The following is a 14,975-nucleotide window of genomic DNA, read 5'->3' on the forward strand; positions in this document are numbered from 1 at the left end:
AAATGACTGACGCCGCTAAGCGGCGTCAGTTTTTGGTTCAGGAACCGCGTTTGCTGCTGCGACGCGGCGAGTTGCTCACCTGGCTGTGGCGCTTCACTGCGCGACGGATCTGGTTCGCTTTGGTGCGGCGACGATCTTTCTCTACCGCCACTTTGGTCACTGTCTCTTCCGGCATCCCGACCAGGGTGCGCAGATAGTTGACCGCCGGTAACTCCATCTCCATCCAGCCACCACGCGGCAGACCTTTTGGCAGTTGGATATCACCGTAGCGCACGCGCATCAGACGACTCACCTGCACGCCCACCGCTTCCCATAAACGACGCACCTCACGGTTACGCCCTTCGGTCAGGGTGACGTTGTACCATTGGTTGATACCTTCACCGCCCGCAAAACGCAGGGTTTTGAATGCTGCCGGGCCATCTTCCAGCTGCACGCCTTTGCTCAGCTGACGAATTTTGTCATCACCCACTTCACCGAATACACGCACCGCGTATTCACGTTCAACTTCACGGCTCGGGTGCATCAGACGGTTAGCCAGTTCACCATCGGTGGTGAACAGCATCAGACCGCAGGTGTTGACGTCCAGACGACCGACAGCGATCCAGCGTGAACCACGCAGGCGCGGCAGACGATCAAACACCGTCGGACGCCCTTCCGGATCGTTACGGGTACAAAGTTCGCCTTCTGGTTTATAATAAGCCAGCACCCGGCACACTTCTGCGGCGGATTCGGCGATAGAAACCAGATGGCCATCGATGCGGATCTTCAGGGATTTATCATTTTCGATGCGATCGCCCAGCGTCGCCAGTTTGCCATCAACGCTGACGCGTCCGGCTGAAATCATGGTTTCGATTTCACGACGCGAACCATGACCGGCGCGCGCTAATACTTTCTGTAATTTCTCGCTCATTGAGCTGCCTCGTTGTCGCCTTCCCAGGCGTCGTGGTAAGAAGGTGCGGACACAGGGATTACCAGTTCCCGTATCAGAATCTGTAATGCCCGCGACATTATGTCAGGTCGTCAGGCGGCCCGCGATTTTACACTAAGCATAGCAGCGTTAACACCTTTTCCTTTTCTGCCGATAATAGATGGCCACACCTTTTCGCCCGATTTATCCCTGAAAATCCATACATTCGTACCACTGATAGATAGAGCATCCGGGTGATAGGGGGCGATGTCTCAACCCCCTGAATTATTACTCTTTTGCCTCAGCCGAATTCAGCCTGCTCTCGGGCGTACTTAAACAGCGTGATACATTAGCCGCCCGCAAGACTGGTCTGGTAGCAGAGCGCGCCACCCTTATGGATAATGCCCAATAGAAAGACTGCCTTGCATCGACAAAACAGCATAAAGTTCCAGGTGATGGACTTAAAAAAGCCTCATTGCACTAACAAATATAAATTATTAGTTTTTTGATACTGCATTTTGAATTATCACTCTACTTTCTGATTTATTTTATTCAGATTAAATTTCATGAATTGTTCCGATTTAAAATGTGTGTAAAATTTGAGCCTGAAATCCAGTGAGTCGCAAAACGATAAGTTTCATATTTACTGATTGCACTCTCTTTCATTACAAATTATTAACGACCACTGTGAAATTTCACTGATAATACCAACCGGTGCACACGGGAAACGTAGCGCTAATTCATTCAGGAATGAGTTAAATTTGCATGTCAAAAATCTTCACCAGGGATTTCCAGACATGCCTGAATAAAGATCACTATCATGAGAACTTCTCTGCTTTGGCCTGCGCTTGCCGCGCTGGCACTGAGCGGTTGTTCCGTGGGCCATACAGAGTACAGCCGCGCGGCGCTGGAACACGTTGATATGAGCGTGACTGGCATCCCGACAGTACTGGGTTTGGGTATCCTCGGCACAACCATCCCGTTAACGCCTGAATATAGTCTGACGGCTGCGCACGTAGCAAAAACTGCCGTGCAGCGCGTGAAGGCTTATCACCCCTATTGCGACGTCGCAATTATCTACCACAAGAACAGTCCGGATACGCTGGCTAAATTCCGCAGCAGTCAAATTGGTGAACCGATTAAGATGTACGGTTACAGTTTTATTTCTGCCATGCCGGTTGAATCGAGCGGCGAGAATTTAGCCCGCACCGCGATCAACAACCACTGGAATAAAAAACCTTGTGTTGCCATGGCATCAAATGCCGGGGTAGTACAGGGGATGTCGGGTGGCGCAGTATATAATGCTGACCAGACAATAGGTGGGGTGATTGTTGGATATAGCCATGAAATTGAGAATCTCCACAGCGGCAAAATCATATTAAATGATGTGTCGCTCTATATTCCGTATGGCGAATTCAGAAAATGGCTGGAAGCGAATATTGGCCAGACGCCGAACCCGACGCCTGACCACGCTTAATCAGAGAAATGGACGAATATCGCCTACGCCTTCGCGCACGATCACTGGAGCATCGCTGGTGAGATCGACCACCGTGGTCGGCTGTTGTCCCAGCGTTCCGCCATCAATGATCAGATCCACCAGCTTACCGATGCTGTGCTGGATCTCTTCCGGGTCGGATTCAGTGAAATCGTTGCCTGGCAGCATCAGCGATGTCGACATCATCGGCTCGTTCAGCGCCTCCAGCAGCGCCAGCGCCACCGGGTTGGACGGCACACGCAGCCCAATAGTTTTACGCTTGTCGTTCATCAGACGGCGTGGCACTTCTTTGGTCGCTTTCAGAATGAAGGTGTAGTTGCCCGGCGTGTTGTTTTTAATGATGCGAAATGCCGAATTATCCACCTGCGAATAGGTCGACAGCTCCGACAGATCGCGACACATCAGCGTGAAATTGTGGTGCCCATCCAGCTGACGAATCCGGCAGATGCGCTCCATGGCATTTTTTTCTTCAAGACGACAACCCAGCGCATAACCGGAATCGGTCGGATAAACAATCACGCCGCCTTTATTCAGATAATCAACCGCCTGATTAACCAGACGCGGCTGCGGATTTTCCGGGTGAATGTGAAACAATTGACTCATAAAAACCTCATATCACCTGTCTGCTGGAACCTGCTCAGGCGCCAGTTGCGGAAAACGTTCCCAGATCGGCTCCACACCGCCAGGTAACCACAGCTTGCGACCCAGTTCGATCCACGGACAGGGTTGGTGAAAATCAGATCCCTGCGACCCTGCCAGCTGATGATCGCGGGCATAAATCGCCAGCTGGCTACGCTCGTTAGGAGCCTGCTGACACTGCGCCACTTCCATTGCATCGCCACCCACTGCAGCAAAATGGGCGATCAGCCGTTTCAGCCATTTGGCGGAAAGACCATAACGCCCCGGATGGGCCAGCACGGCATAGCCGCCAGAATCATGAATTGCATCAATAGCTTGTTTAATTGTACACCATTGCGGCGGCACATAGCCGGTTTTCCCGCGCGCCAGATAATTTTTGAACACCTGGGCCAGATTGTCCGCTTTACCCACTTCAACCAGATAGCGGGCGAAGTGACCACGGGTGATCACCCCGCCCTGCGCCAGGCGCTGCGCCCCTGCCAGCGCATCTGGAATGCGCGCGCGTTCCAGCCGTTCAGCAATCATCAGCGCCCGATCGATGCGACATTGGTGCTGTTGCGCCAGAAACTGCGTCAGCGTTGAGTGCTGACAGTCCACATTTAATCCGACAATGTGGATTTCATGGTTTTCCCATAAGGTGGAGGCTTCCAGCCCGGCCACTACTTTAATCGGTAAACCCTGCGCCGCAGTCTGCGCTTCCGCGACCCCGGCAATGGTGTCGTGATCGGTGATGGCGAGCACGCCGATGCGCATCTCCACCGCACGCTGAACCAGCGCGGCAGGCGTCAGCAAGCCATCAGAAGCCAGCGTGTGGCTGTGTAAATCGTAGAGGGGAAAACGGGCGATGTCCGTCAAGGATAACTCCAGCAACTGCATGAACCGGCAGGCATGATAACGATTTTGCCCTTAACTGAAAAAGGGTATTGACTTTTTTCACCCGAACCCGTTAACTAGTACACAAGTTCACACGTAACGGGTATTTAATCATGGCATTTGTTCATACGCATTCAAATGGTTGGTGGCGCGATGTTCCCGAACACGGGCGACGTCGTCGTGCACAACTTGCGTAAACGCTGTGCAGATACCTTAGCCCGCCACCGAGCGGGCTTTTTTTTGAGCTAAATTCAGAGAATTCATCATGCCAAATGCGAAACCTACATTGAAGTTGATTACCGGCACCGCGCCCTATCGCGAAGATCCGGCCGCAGTGTTTCATCAGTTATGCGGCGCACGTCCGGCAACCCTGCTGCTCGAATCCGCCGATATCGACAGCAAACGTAACCTGAAAAGTTTGTTAATCGTCGACAGCGCGCTGCGCATCAGCGCAATGGGAAATACCGTGACCATTCAGGCGCTGTCGGAGAATGGCCGTGCGCTGCTCGCGCTGCTGGATGACGCGCTACCGCAGACGGTGCGTATTGAGGTACGCCCGGATGGCCGCGAGCTGCACTTCCCACGCGCCCAGAACCTGCAGGATGAAGATTCACGTCTTAAAGCGCTGTCGGTGTTTGATGCGCTGCGCCTGATTCCGCAACTGGTGCATAGCCCGGTAGAAGAACGTGAAGCGATGTTCCTCGGTGGTTTGTTCGCGTACGACCTGGTCGCCGGCTTTGAAGATCTGCCCGCGCTGCGCAATGACCAGCGCTGCCCCGATTACTGCTTCTATCTGGCCGAAACCCTGCTGGTGATTGACCATCAGCAACGCAGCGCACAACTGCAAGCCAGCCTGTTCTGCCCATCCACCAGCGAATTCCAGCGCCTGCAAAGCCGTATCGAGCAGCTGCGTGGACAGATGACTCATGCAGCCCCTGCACTGCCGGTGCAGACCGTAGAACATATGGTGTTGAGCACCAATCAGAGCGATGAGATGTACTGCAACGTGGTGCGTGAGATGCAGGAAGCGATTCGTATTGGTGAAATCTTCCAGGTGGTGCCGTCACGTCGTTTCTCGCTGCCGTGCCCATCGCCGTTGGCCGCCTATGACACGCTGAAGAACAGCAACCCCAGCCCGTATATGTTCTTTATGCAGGATCAGGATTTCGCGCTGTTCGGTGCCTCACCGGAAAGTTCGCTGAAATATGACGCCACTAACCGGCAGATCGAAATTTATCCCATCGCCGGTACCCGCCCGCGCGGCCGCCATGCTGATGGTTCGCTGGATCGCGATCTGGATAGCCGTATCGAACTGGAGATGCGTACCGATCACAAAGAACTGGCTGAACACCTGATGCTGGTCGATCTGGCGCGTAACGACCTGGCGCGTATCTGTGTGCCAGGCAGCCGTTACGTTGCCGACCTGACCAGCGTTGACCGCTACACCTTCGTCATGCACCTGGTATCACGCGTGGTAGGCACCCTGCGCCACGACCTTGACGTATTACACGCTTATCGCGCCGTGATGAATATGGGCACCCTGAGCGGCGCCCCGAAAGTCCGCGCCATGCAACTGATTGCCGACGCCGAAGGCACCCGTCGCGGCAGCTACGGCGGCGCAGTAGGTTACTTCACCGCCCACGGCGATCTCGACACCTGCATCGTCATTCGTTCTGCCTGGGTAGAAGATGGCGTTGCCACGGTGCAGGCCGGTGCTGGCGTCGTGCTGGATTCCCAGCCGCAGGCGGAAGCCGATGAAAGCCGTAACAAAGCCCGCGCCGTGCTGCGCGCGATTGCCACCGCCCATCACTGCAAGGAGATTTTCTGATGGCCGATATCCTGCTGCTCGATAATATCGACTCCTTTACCTACAACCTCGTTGATCAGCTGCGGACCTTTGGCCACAACGTGGTGATCTACCGTAACAACCTGCCCGCTGCGCTGCTGATCGAACGTTTACAGCAGATGGAGAATCCGGTGCTGATGCTGTCGCCCGGTCCTGGCGCGCCGAAAGATGCCGGTTGTATGCCTGAACTGTTGCAGACATTGCGCGGCCGCCTGCCGATTATCGGCATCTGCCTGGGTCATCAGGCGATTGTGGAGGCCTATGGCGGCCATGTCGGCCAGGCCGGCGAGATCCTGCATGGCAAAGCGTCGTCCATTACCCATGATGGCCTCGGCATGTTTGCCGGTCTGAGCAATCCGTTGCCGGTGGCGCGTTACCACTCGCTGGTGGGCAGCAACACCCCGGCCGAGCTGACCGTCAATGCCAGCTACAACGGCATGGTGATGGCGGTACGCCACGATGCCGACCGCGTATGCGGTTTCCAGTTCCACCCCGAATCTATTCTCACCACCCAGGGCGCACGTTTGTTAGAGCAGACGCTGGCCTGGGCGCTGGCGAAGTAATAGGGAGATAATGATGCAAGCTATTCTGGAAAAACTTTATCAGGCCCAGACACTGACCCAGGCGGAGAGCCATCAGCTGTTTAGTGCCATTATTACCGGCCAGCTCGAACCAACGCAGTTGGCAGCAGCGCTGATCGCCATGAAGGTGCGTGGCGAACGCCCGGAAGAGATCGCCGGTGCCGCGTCGGCGCTGCTGGAAGATGCCAGGCCCTTCCCGCGCCCGGATTACACCTTTGCCGATATCGTCGGCACCGGTGGCGATGGCAGCAACAGCATTAACATCTCCACCGCCAGCGCTTTTGTCGCGGCAACCTGCGGGCTGAAGGTGGCGAAACACGGTAACCGTAGCGTGTCGAGCAAGTCGGGTTCGTCCGATCTGCTGGCGGCATTCGGCATCAATCTGGATATGCCAGCTGAGCTGGCGCGCCAGGCGCTGGATGATTTGAACGTCTGCTTCCTGTTTGCCCCGCAGTATCACAGCGGCTTCCGCCATGCGATGCCGGTGCGCCAGCAGCTAAAAACCCGCACCCTGTTTAACGTGCTCGGTCCGCTGATTAACCCGGCACGTCCACCGCTGGCGGTGATTGGCGTGTACAGCCCGGAACTGGTGCTGCCGATTGCGCAGACGCTGAAAGTGCTTGGCTACCAGCGCGCTGCCGTGGTGCACGGCGGCGGCATGGACGAAGTGGCGCTGCACAGCCCAACGCAGGTTGCGGAGCTGCGCGATGGCGAAATCACCGGTTATCAACTGACGCCGGAAGACTTTGGTTTCCGCTTCCACGCTAAAGAAGCGCTGGCGGGCGGCACCCCGGAAGAAAACCGTGACATTCTTACGCGTTTACTCCAGGGTAAAGGCCAGCAGGCCCACGAGGAAGCCGTAGCGGTGAACGTGGCGATGCTGCTGAAAGTATTTGGACATGAAGATTTGCGTGAAAACGCGCAACGCGCCCTCGCCGCGATCCGCAGCGGCCAGGCCTATGAGCGCGTTGTGGCACTGGCAGCGAGAGGGTGAGATGAGCATCAAGGGAACCGTGTTAGAAAAAATCGTGCTGGATAAAGCCGTATGGGTTGAAGCGCGTAAGGCGCAACAGCCGCTGGCGACCTTCCAGAACAGCCTGCAACCCGCTGAACGTCAGTTTTACGACGCGCTGCGTGGCACACGTACCGCCTTTATCCTGGAATGCAAAAAAGCGTCACCGTCAAAAGGTCTGATCCGCGAAGATTTCGATCCGGCGACCATTGCCGGTGTGTATCGCCACTATGCTTCCGCAGTCTCGGTGCTTACCGATGAGAAATATTTTCAGGGCAACTTCGAGTTTCTGCCCATCGTCAGCGCAGCGATTACCCAGCCGGTGCTGTGCAAAGACTTTATTATCGATGCGTATCAGATCTATCTGGCGCGCCATTATCAGGCCGATGCCATTCTGCTGATGTTATCCGTGCTGGATGACGATCAATATCGCCAGCTGGCCGCGGTGGCGCACAGCCTGAAAATGGGCGTGCTGACCGAAGTCAGCAACGAAGAAGAACTGGAACGCGCCATCGCGCTGGAAGCCAAAGTGGTGGGTATTAACAACCGCGACCTGCGTGATATGTCGATCGATTTGAACCGTACCCGTCAGCTGGCGCCGCGTCTGGGCCATGGCGTGACGGTCATCAGCGAATCCGGCATCAATAACTATGCCCAGGTACGCGAACTGAGCCATTTTGCCAACGGCTTCCTGATTGGCTCTGCCCTGATGGAAGAAGATGACCTCAACGCCGCCGTGCGCCGTGTGCTGATGGGCGCCAACAAAGTTTGTGGTCTGACCCGTGCAGAAGATGCCCGTACCGCCCATGAAGCCGGCGCCATTTACGGCGGCGTGATTTTCGCCGACGGCTCGCCGCGCAAAGTCAGCAGCGAACAGGCGCAGGCGGTGATCGCGGCCGCGCCGCTGAAATACGTTGGCGTGTTTCGCAACAACAGCCTCTCTGACATCGTCAACCTGGCCACCACGCTGCAACTGGCGGCAGTCCAGCTGCACGGCGATGAAGACCCGGCGTTTGTCGCTGAACTGCGTCAGGCACTGCCTGCCAATGTGAAGATCTGGAAGGCGCTGAGCATTACCAACACCCTGCCGACACGCGACTGGCCGCACGTTGACCTTTACGTGTTTGATAACGGCCAGGGCGGCACCGGCCAGCGTTTTGACTGGTCTCTGCTGCACGGACAAGACCTGAGCAATGTGCTGCTGGCCGGTGGCCTGAGCGCGGATAATTGTGTTGAAGCCGCGCAGCTCGGCTGTGCCGGTCTGGACTTCAACTCCGGGGTGGAGTCTGCCCCTGGCATTAAAGATGCCGGCAAAGTGACTGCGGTGTTCCGCACCCTGCGCGCCTATTAATTTCTCTCGCCCGCCGGGTGCGGGCTTGATAAGGAAGATGAGAAGATGACGTTACTGAATCCCTATTTTGGCGAGTTTGGCGGCATGTATGTGCCGCAGATCCTGATGCCGGCATTGCGTGAGCTGGAAGCCGCTTTTGTTGAGGCCCAGCGCGATCCGGAGTTTCAGGCCGAGTTTACCGACCTGCTGAAGAACTACGCCGGTCGCCCCACCGCGCTGACCCTGTGCAGCAACCTGACCAAAGGCACCAAAACCCGGTTATATCTGAAGCGTGAAGACCTGCTGCACGGCGGCGCGCACAAGACCAACCAGGTGCTGGGCCAGGCGTTGCTGGCGAAGCGGATGGGCAAGAAAGAGATCATCGCCGAAACCGGTGCAGGTCAGCACGGCGTAGCCTCTGCCCTCGCCTGTGCGCTGCTCGGCATGAAATGCCGCATTTATATGGGTGCCAAAGACGTTGAGCGTCAGTCGCCTAACGTGTTCCGTATGCGTCTGATGGGCGCGGAAGTGATCCCGGTGCACAGCGGTTCCGCCACGCTGAAAGATGCCTGTAACGAGGCGCTGCGTGACTGGTCCGGCAGCTATGAAACCGCGCACTACATGCTCGGCACGGCGGCAGGCCCGCACCCCTATCCAACCATCGTGCGTGAGTTCCAGCGCATGATTGGCGAAGAGACCAAAGCGCAGATCCTCGAACGCGAAGGCCGTCTGCCGGATGCGGTGCTGGCGTGCGTTGGCGGCGGCTCTAACGCCATCGGCATGTTCGCTGACTTTATCGATGACGCAGGCGTAGGCCTGATTGGCGTCGAACCGGCGGGTCACGGCATCGAAAGCGGTGAGCACGGCGCACCGCTTAAGCATGGCCGCGTCGGCATCTACTTCGGCATGAAAGCGCCGATGATGCAGACCGAAGAGGGCCAGATTGAGGAGTCCTACTCCATCTCTGCCGGCCTCGACTTCCCGTCAGTCGGTCCGCAGCACGCTTACCTCAACAGCATTGGCCGCGCCGAATATGTGTCGATTACCGACGACGAAGCGCTGGATGCCTTTAAACAACTGTCGCGCGCGGAAGGCATCATTCCGGCGCTGGAATCATCCCATGCGCTGGCCTATGCGCTGAAGATGATCCACGACAACCCGGAAAAAGAGCAGCTGCTGGTGGTTAGCCTCTCCGGCCGTGGCGACAAAGACATTTTCACCGTGCACGATATTCTGAAAGCGAAGGGAGAGATCTGATGGAACGTTACAATCAGCTGTTTAAACGTCTGTCGGCGAATAACGAAGGCGCATTCGTTCCCTTCGTCACCCTTGGCGATCCGTCGCCGGAGATGTCGCTGAAGATTATTGATGCGCTGGTGGCGGGCGGTGCCGATGCCCTGGAGCTGGGCATCCCGTTCTCCGACCCACTGGCTGATGGCCCGACGATTCAAAACGCCACGCTGCGTGCGTTTGCCGCTGGCACCACTGTCGCACAGTGTTTTGAAATCCTCGCGGCGGTGCGCCAGAAGTACCCGGACCTGCCGATTGGCCTGCTGATGTACGCTAACCTGGTGTTCAGCAAAGGTATCGATAACTTCTACGCCCAGTGTGAAGCGGTGGGTGTCGATTCAGTGCTGGTGGCGGATGTGCCGGTGGAAGAGTCTGCCCCATTCCGCCAGGCGGCACTGCGTCATAACATCGCGCCAATTTTCATCTGCCCGCCGAATGCCAATGATGATTTGCTGCGTGAGATCGCCTCACACGGTCGCGGCTATACCTACCTGCTGTCGCGTGCCGGGGTGACCGGTTCCGAAAACCGTGCCAGCGTGCCGTTGCAGCATCTGATCGACAAACTGCGTGAATACCATGCTGCGCCGCCGTTGCAGGGCTTTGGTATCTCCGAACCTGGTCAGGTAAAAGAAGCGATTACTGCGGGCGCTGCCGGTGCCATTTCCGGTTCGGCAATCGTGAAGATTATCGAGCGCAACCATAACCAACCGGATACGCTGCTGAGCGAGCTGAAAGCCTTTGTCAGCAACCTGAAAGCCGCTACCCGTTAATCTCCCCAGCCTTATCCGTCACGCGCGGATAAGGCTGTTTCCGCTAGTCCAGCTGATACGTCTGCTCATCGCCGGAGCCATCCGGGTAGACCAGCTTCATGGTTAGATTCTGGCCCTGAATACGCCAGGTGATAACTGCATCATCCGGGCCATCGCGCCAGCGCCCATCGCTGTCCTGATTATCCGCCATCCAGATCACCCGATCGTCCTGTAAACGGCAGCGGATCGCCCAGCGCGAATGATCCGACGGACGCAGATAATGCACCCGCGCCTCGCCCTGCTCGTCCACATTATCCAGCTGCATAATTCTGAAGTTACGCCCAAAGCTGATGGCGGCGGTGGCTTTGCACAGCGTGCCAAGATGCGGATTGATCAGCGTCGATTCCGCCTGCGCGCGCGGCACCGGTAACGTCTGGCTGGCGAACAGTTGCAGATAAGAGAGATAGCCAGCAGTGGCTATCGTCAGGAACACTCTTTTTTTCATGATTTTTCCCTGAAAGCGGTGCGTGGTTCGCTATTTTTGTTATCGCGACTCAGCGTTCGCGTTGCGCGACCAGCTTAGCGTGGAGCGGAAAAAGCCAATTGGATCAATAAGTGGCAAAAATCGTTTCATTCCGCAATTTTTGCACGTCTGGATTTGACCATTTTCCCCGGCCACACCACACTTTAATCGCACCGTCACATCGCGGTGAAACATCATGTATGACAGGGAGATAACCGATGAAAATGTTCAAAGTCGTTGCGGGACTGTTGATGGCTGCGGTGATGGCGCTGACGCTCAGCGCGTGTGCACCTACGCCGACAAAGGAAGGGACCGGTGGCTATATTGATGACACCGTCATCACCACCAAAGTGAAAACCGAGCTGCTGAAGGATGATTCCCTGAAATCGACCGAGATTAATGTGGAGACCTTTAAAGGTCGGGTGCAGTTAAGTGGTTTTGTCAGCTCACCACAGATGGCCAATCATGCCGTTGCTGTGACACGCAGTGTGGCGGGCGTGAAGTCCGTTGTGAACAATATGCAAATCAAATAAGTCATCGGGCGGCCTGTGGGTCGCCCGATTCTTTTCCGGTCCCGGTCAGAAACGATAGCCCACGCCAAAGAAGAACACCCACGGGTCGATACGGGTATTAATATTCTGTTCTTCTCCCCCCGCTTTGAATTTCACTTTTGTATCAATATCCATGTACCACAGTGAGGCGTTCAGCATCCAGTCGCGGTTGATCTGATAATCCACACCGACCTGACCCGCTGCACCCCAGGAATCTTTTACGCTGAGATCGCTCAGGCCAGCATCTTCGCCGGTCTGGTTGAACTTCGCATCATAAAAGGTGGTGTAGTTGATACCCGCGCCAATGTACGGGCGGAACTGGCTGCGGCTGTCGAAAAAGTAGTATTGCGCCATCAGCGTCGGCGGCAGCTGACGTACCGTCGCCAGGGTGCCCGTAGCCGCCAGTCCAACTTTATGACGGAACGGCGTTGCCGCCAGTAATTCTACGCCGATGTTATCCGTCGCCATGTAGGTAAAGGTCAGACCCAGCTGCGTATTATTGCTGACGCTGAAGCCGCCCAATCCCAGCACATTGTCAGACCCTTCCGTGGGACGCACCGTCGCGCTACCGGCACGCATAAAGAAATCGCCCGCTTCATGAGCCATTGCCAGTTGCGGCAGGGCCAGGGCAGCCAGTAACGCGCATTTTGCTAGTTTCATATTCACTCCTTTGCCAGAAAAAATTGAGGTAATGATGCAGACTGCGGCAAAGATCTAACGCTTTTCAGGCAAAAAATCATCTGAATCAATTCAAATAAATCACTTATAAAACAATGAATTGATTCAGATCAATTTTGGCTTTACACGGCGTAATAAAAATCTGCTTGCTGAAATTTCACCGCGTGATTATTTTGCTGTTTCTACCGTTGATTTTGGTTCGATGCTTAGGAGAAGCGGGCGATCAAATGAGCGAATCACTTAACCCCTGTATGACCTGTGGCGCCTGCTGCGCCCATTTCCGTGTCTCTTTCTATTGGGCCGAAGCCGACGATGGCGGCGGCGTGGTGCCAGTGGAATTAACTGAACCCCTGAGCCTGATGATGCGCAATATGCGCGGCACTAACACGCGTCAACCGCGCTGTGTGGCGTTGCAGGGTGAGGTGGGAGGCTGTGTCTCTTGCGGCATCTATCAACAACGCCCGTCGCCCTGTCGTGAGTTTTCCATGTCGGGTGAAAATGGCGAGCTGAATGAAGCCTGCGATCGGGCCAGGGCGCGCTATGGTTTGCCTGCGCTTTTTCACCCTTCTTTACCTGAGATGACAGAAAGTTATCGTAATCCGGGTGCCAGCACGCTTACAGAACATGTACAATCGCCGGGTTAATTAACCCGGTTCCTTCAAGGAGTGTACATGTCTATCACGGCAAGCTCGTTATACCGTGACACAGGAAATTTTCTGCGCCATCAGCTGATTACCATCGTGCTGATGGCGTTGCTTACCTCGTTTATTACCGTGATTATCGGCCACGCGTTGACGCCTGCGGCGGACCAGCTGTCGCTGTTAAGTCAGGGTGATGACAGCGCATCTTCGCTGTTTGAACTGGTACAGAATATGTCGCCGGATCAACAACGCATTCTGCTGCGCGCTTCGGCTGCCGGCACATTCGCGGCGCTGGTCGGCAATACCCTGCTGCTGGGCGGCATGTTATGCCTGATCCCGATGGTCTCTTCCGGCCAGCGTGTCAGCGCCCTGCGCGCGATTGGCGCTTCCGCGCCACTGCTGCCAAAACTGCTGCTGCAAACCTTCCTGATCACGCTGCTGGTGCAACTCGGCTTTATGGTGCTGATGGTGCCTGGCGTAATTTTGGCGATTCTGTTGTCGCTGGCGCCGGTGATGCTGGTCAGTGAGAAAATGGGTGTGATGAGTGCAATGCGCGCCAGTATGCGTATGGCGTGGAAAAACGCCAGGATCATCGCCCCGGCGATTATTGTCTGGCTGCTGGCGAAAATCGCGCTGATGTTCTTTTTCTCTTCGCTCACCGTATTGCCTGCCAACGTGGCGTCAGTGGTGCTGAATGCGCTGGGGAACCTGGTTTCGGCCATCCTGATTATCTATTTGTACCGGCTATATATGCTGTTACGTTAAGGATTATGGCGTCCGCAGGACGCCCTGATTAACGCTCCTGCCCTGACTGGATATTCTATGAAGCAGTTACTCGATTTTCTTCCACTGGTCGTGTTCTTTGTTTTCTACAAGCTGTATGACATTTTTGTCGCCTCTGGCGCGCTGATTGTGGCGACCGGCCTTGCCCTGGTCGTCAGCTGGGTGCTGTATCGTAAGCTGGAGAAGATGACCATCATCACCTTCGTGCTGGTGGCGGTGTTTGGCACCCTGACGCTGGTGTTCCATAACGATGAGTTCATCAAATGGAAAGTCACGGTGATCTACTCCCTGTTCGCACTGGCGCTGCTGTACAGCCAGTGGTTTATGCAGCAGCCGCTGATTCAGAGCATGTTGGGCAAGGAGTTACAGCTGCCGGATGGCGTCTGGCGTCGTCTGAATATTGCCTGGGCCATTTTCTTCCTCGCCTGCGGTCTGGCGAATATTTATGTTGCGTTTTGGTTATCACAGGAATTTTGGGTTAACTTTAAAGTGTTTGGTCTGACCGGCCTTACCCTACTGTTTACCCTGTTAAGTGGCGTGTATATCTGGCGACACATGCCGCAACAAGAAGAAAAATAAATACTGATGCCCGGCAATGCCGGGTTTTTTTGGCGGCTGCCGCCAATCACCTGCATAAGAACTGAAGCAATGGACGAAAAACATAAGTTGCCGCAAGGCGAGATGGTGCTGCGCACGCTGGCGATGCCTGCGGATACCAATGCCAATGGCGATATTTTTGGTGGCTGGCTGATGTCGCAGATGGATATGGGTGGCGCGATCCTCGCCAAAGAGATTGCTGAGGGTCGCGTGGCGACGGTACGCGTTGACGGCATGAGCTTCCTCAAACCGGTTGCGGTTGGTGATGTGGTGAGCTGCTATTGTCGCTGTATGCGCACCGGCAACAGTTCCATGACCATCAATGTGGAAGTGTGGATCAAGAAAGTTTCGTCAGAGCCGATTGGTCAGACCTACTGTGCCACCGAAGCGGTGTTTATTTATGTCGCTATCGATAACACCGGTAAATCGCGGCCGCTGCCGCCAGGTAAAGCCAACCTGAGCCATTAACAGCCATTAAAA

Annotated in this window: 15 protein-coding genes, 1 pseudogene and 1 other annotated feature; of the genes and pseudogenes, 11 read left to right on the forward strand and 5 right to left on the reverse strand. The window is 55.6% G+C overall.

Going from position 1 to position 14,975, the window contains the following annotated elements; translation table 11 throughout:
• Window positions 1-37: 37 nt before the first annotated feature.
• Window positions 38-910, reverse strand: coding sequence for a 23S rRNA pseudouridine(2605) synthase RluB (gene rluB / locus AC6I8V_RS11075; protein ID WP_497842315.1), 873 nt, complete (start codon window positions 908-910; stop codon window positions 38-40).
• 817 nt (window positions 911-1,727) lie between these two features.
• Between rluB and AC6I8V_RS11080 the strand changes: the two genes are divergently transcribed.
• The gene (locus tag AC6I8V_RS11080) at window positions 1,728-2,384 is read left to right on the forward strand and encodes a serine protease (protein WP_497842316.1); all 657 of its coding nucleotides are present in this window, start codon (window positions 1,728-1,730) and stop codon (window positions 2,382-2,384) included.
• Here AC6I8V_RS11080 and AC6I8V_RS11085 read toward each other — a convergent pair whose 3' ends face one another.
• Together AC6I8V_RS11085 and rnm are read right to left on the reverse strand one after the other, a co-directional pair.
• Window positions 2,385-3,005 carry an L-threonylcarbamoyladenylate synthase gene (locus tag AC6I8V_RS11085; RefSeq protein ID WP_497842317.1) on the reverse strand — a complete coding sequence of 207 codons (621 nt, stop codon included), beginning with the start codon at window positions 3,003-3,005 and terminating at the stop codon, window positions 2,385-2,387.
• Between the two features lie 12 nt (window positions 3,006-3,017).
• On the reverse strand, window positions 3,018-3,896 hold the full coding sequence (gene rnm / locus AC6I8V_RS11090; protein WP_497842318.1) for an RNase RNM: 879 nt from the start codon (window positions 3,894-3,896) through the stop codon (window positions 3,018-3,020).
• Between the two features lie 155 nt (window positions 3,897-4,051).
• Window positions 4,052-4,156 (forward strand) — a sequence feature (Trp leader region).
• 23 nt (window positions 4,157-4,179) lie between these two features.
• On the opposite strand from rnm, the gene AC6I8V_RS11095 reads away from it, so the two are divergent.
• From AC6I8V_RS11095 to trpA, 5 genes and pseudogenes are all read left to right on the forward strand, one after another.
• Window positions 4,180-5,742, forward strand: a complete 1,563-nt coding sequence (locus tag AC6I8V_RS11095; protein WP_497842319.1) for an anthranilate synthase component 1 — start codon at window positions 4,180-4,182, stop codon at window positions 5,740-5,742.
• Window positions 5,742-7,335, forward strand: a pseudogene (gene trpD / locus AC6I8V_RS11100) (bifunctional anthranilate synthase glutamate amidotransferase component TrpG/anthranilate phosphoribosyltransferase TrpD). Before AC6I8V_RS11095 ends, trpD begins: the two are co-directional and overlap by 1 nt.
• A 1-nt stretch (window position 7,336) precedes the next feature.
• Entirely contained in the window at window positions 7,337-8,704 is a 1,368-nt protein-coding gene (trpCF, locus tag AC6I8V_RS11105) for a bifunctional indole-3-glycerol-phosphate synthase TrpC/phosphoribosylanthranilate isomerase TrpF (protein WP_497842320.1), read from the forward strand.
• Between the two features lie 45 nt (window positions 8,705-8,749).
• Window positions 8,750-9,940: a tryptophan synthase subunit beta gene (trpB, locus tag AC6I8V_RS11110; RefSeq protein WP_497842321.1), complete on the forward strand. Its 1,191-nt coding sequence runs from the start codon at window positions 8,750-8,752 to the stop codon at window positions 9,938-9,940.
• The gene (trpA, locus tag AC6I8V_RS11115; RefSeq protein WP_497842322.1) at window positions 9,940-10,743 is read left to right on the forward strand and encodes a tryptophan synthase subunit alpha; all 804 of its coding nucleotides are present in this window, start codon (window positions 9,940-9,942) and stop codon (window positions 10,741-10,743) included. The genes trpB and trpA overlap by 1 nt, the downstream gene beginning before the upstream one ends.
• 43 nt (window positions 10,744-10,786) lie before the next feature.
• Here trpA and AC6I8V_RS11120 read toward each other — a convergent pair whose 3' ends face one another.
• Entirely contained in the window at window positions 10,787-11,227 is a 441-nt protein-coding gene (locus AC6I8V_RS11120; protein ID WP_497842323.1) for a hypothetical protein, read from the reverse strand.
• Window positions 11,228-11,463: 236 nt separating this feature from the next.
• Here AC6I8V_RS11120 and AC6I8V_RS11125 point away from each other — a divergent pair, with 236 nt between their 5' ends.
• Complete coding sequence (locus tag AC6I8V_RS11125; protein WP_497842324.1) at window positions 11,464-11,778, forward strand: BON domain-containing protein; 315 nt, start codon at window positions 11,464-11,466, stop codon at window positions 11,776-11,778.
• Window positions 11,779-11,823: 45 nt separating this feature from the next.
• Here the strand turns inward: AC6I8V_RS11125 and ompW are convergent, their stop codons facing one another.
• Window positions 11,824-12,456 (reverse strand): outer membrane protein OmpW, encoded by a 633-nt coding sequence (gene ompW / locus AC6I8V_RS11130; RefSeq protein ID WP_497842325.1) that lies wholly within the window; start codon window positions 12,454-12,456, stop codon window positions 11,824-11,826.
• 245 nt (window positions 12,457-12,701) lie between these two features.
• Between ompW and AC6I8V_RS11135 the strand changes: the two genes are divergently transcribed.
• The 4 genes from AC6I8V_RS11135 (at window position 12,702) to yciA (ending at window position 14,963) form a co-directional block, all read left to right on the forward strand.
• The gene (locus AC6I8V_RS11135; protein WP_497842326.1) at window positions 12,702-13,118 is read left to right on the forward strand and encodes a YkgJ family cysteine cluster protein; all 417 of its coding nucleotides are present in this window, start codon (window positions 12,702-12,704) and stop codon (window positions 13,116-13,118) included.
• Between the two features lie 27 nt (window positions 13,119-13,145).
• Window positions 13,146-13,880, forward strand: a complete 735-nt coding sequence (locus AC6I8V_RS11140) for a YciC family protein (protein WP_497842327.1) — start codon at window positions 13,146-13,148, stop codon at window positions 13,878-13,880.
• A gap of 57 nt (window positions 13,881-13,937) precedes the next feature.
• Window positions 13,938-14,477 (forward strand): septation protein A, encoded by a 540-nt coding sequence (locus AC6I8V_RS11145; protein WP_497842328.1) that lies wholly within the window; start codon window positions 13,938-13,940, stop codon window positions 14,475-14,477.
• A gap of 69 nt (window positions 14,478-14,546) precedes the next feature.
• Entirely contained in the window at window positions 14,547-14,963 is a 417-nt protein-coding gene (gene yciA, locus AC6I8V_RS11150; protein ID WP_497842329.1) for an acyl-CoA thioester hydrolase YciA, read from the forward strand.
• The last annotated feature ends 12 nt before the right edge of the window (window positions 14,964-14,975 follow it).

Source organism: Pantoea sp. X-Soil-TKNS-1207 (genome assembly GCF_059730485.1).

Excerpts from the sequence above, each read along its gene's own strand:
- rluB (WP_497842315.1), bottom strand. The coding sequence starts at position 910 with ATGAGCGAGAAATTACAGAAAGTATTAGCGCGCGCCGGTCATGGTTCG.
- AC6I8V_RS11080 (WP_497842316.1), top strand. The coding sequence starts at position 1,728 with ATGAGAACTTCTCTGCTTTGGCCTGCGCTTGCCGCGCTGGCACTGAGC.
- AC6I8V_RS11085 (WP_497842317.1), bottom strand. The coding sequence starts at position 3,005 with ATGAGTCAATTGTTTCACATTCACCCGGAAAATCCGCAGCCGCGTCTG.
- AC6I8V_RS11095 (WP_497842319.1), top strand. The coding sequence starts at position 4,180 with ATGCCAAATGCGAAACCTACATTGAAGTTGATTACCGGCACCGCGCCC.
- trpCF (WP_497842320.1), top strand. The coding sequence starts at position 7,337 with ATGAGCATCAAGGGAACCGTGTTAGAAAAAATCGTGCTGGATAAAGCC.
- trpB (WP_497842321.1), top strand. The coding sequence starts at position 8,750 with ATGACGTTACTGAATCCCTATTTTGGCGAGTTTGGCGGCATGTATGTG.
- trpA (WP_497842322.1), top strand. The coding sequence starts at position 9,940 with ATGGAACGTTACAATCAGCTGTTTAAACGTCTGTCGGCGAATAACGAA.
- AC6I8V_RS11120 (WP_497842323.1), bottom strand. The coding sequence starts at position 11,227 with ATGAAAAAAAGAGTGTTCCTGACGATAGCCACTGCTGGCTATCTCTCT.
- AC6I8V_RS11125 (WP_497842324.1), top strand. The coding sequence starts at position 11,464 with ATGAAAATGTTCAAAGTCGTTGCGGGACTGTTGATGGCTGCGGTGATG.
- ompW (WP_497842325.1), bottom strand. The coding sequence starts at position 12,456 with ATGAAACTAGCAAAATGCGCGTTACTGGCTGCCCTGGCCCTGCCGCAA.
- AC6I8V_RS11135 (WP_497842326.1), top strand. The coding sequence starts at position 12,702 with ATGAGCGAATCACTTAACCCCTGTATGACCTGTGGCGCCTGCTGCGCC.
- AC6I8V_RS11140 (WP_497842327.1), top strand. The coding sequence starts at position 13,146 with ATGTCTATCACGGCAAGCTCGTTATACCGTGACACAGGAAATTTTCTG.
- AC6I8V_RS11145 (WP_497842328.1), top strand. The coding sequence starts at position 13,938 with ATGAAGCAGTTACTCGATTTTCTTCCACTGGTCGTGTTCTTTGTTTTC.
- yciA (WP_497842329.1), top strand. The coding sequence starts at position 14,547 with ATGGACGAAAAACATAAGTTGCCGCAAGGCGAGATGGTGCTGCGCACG.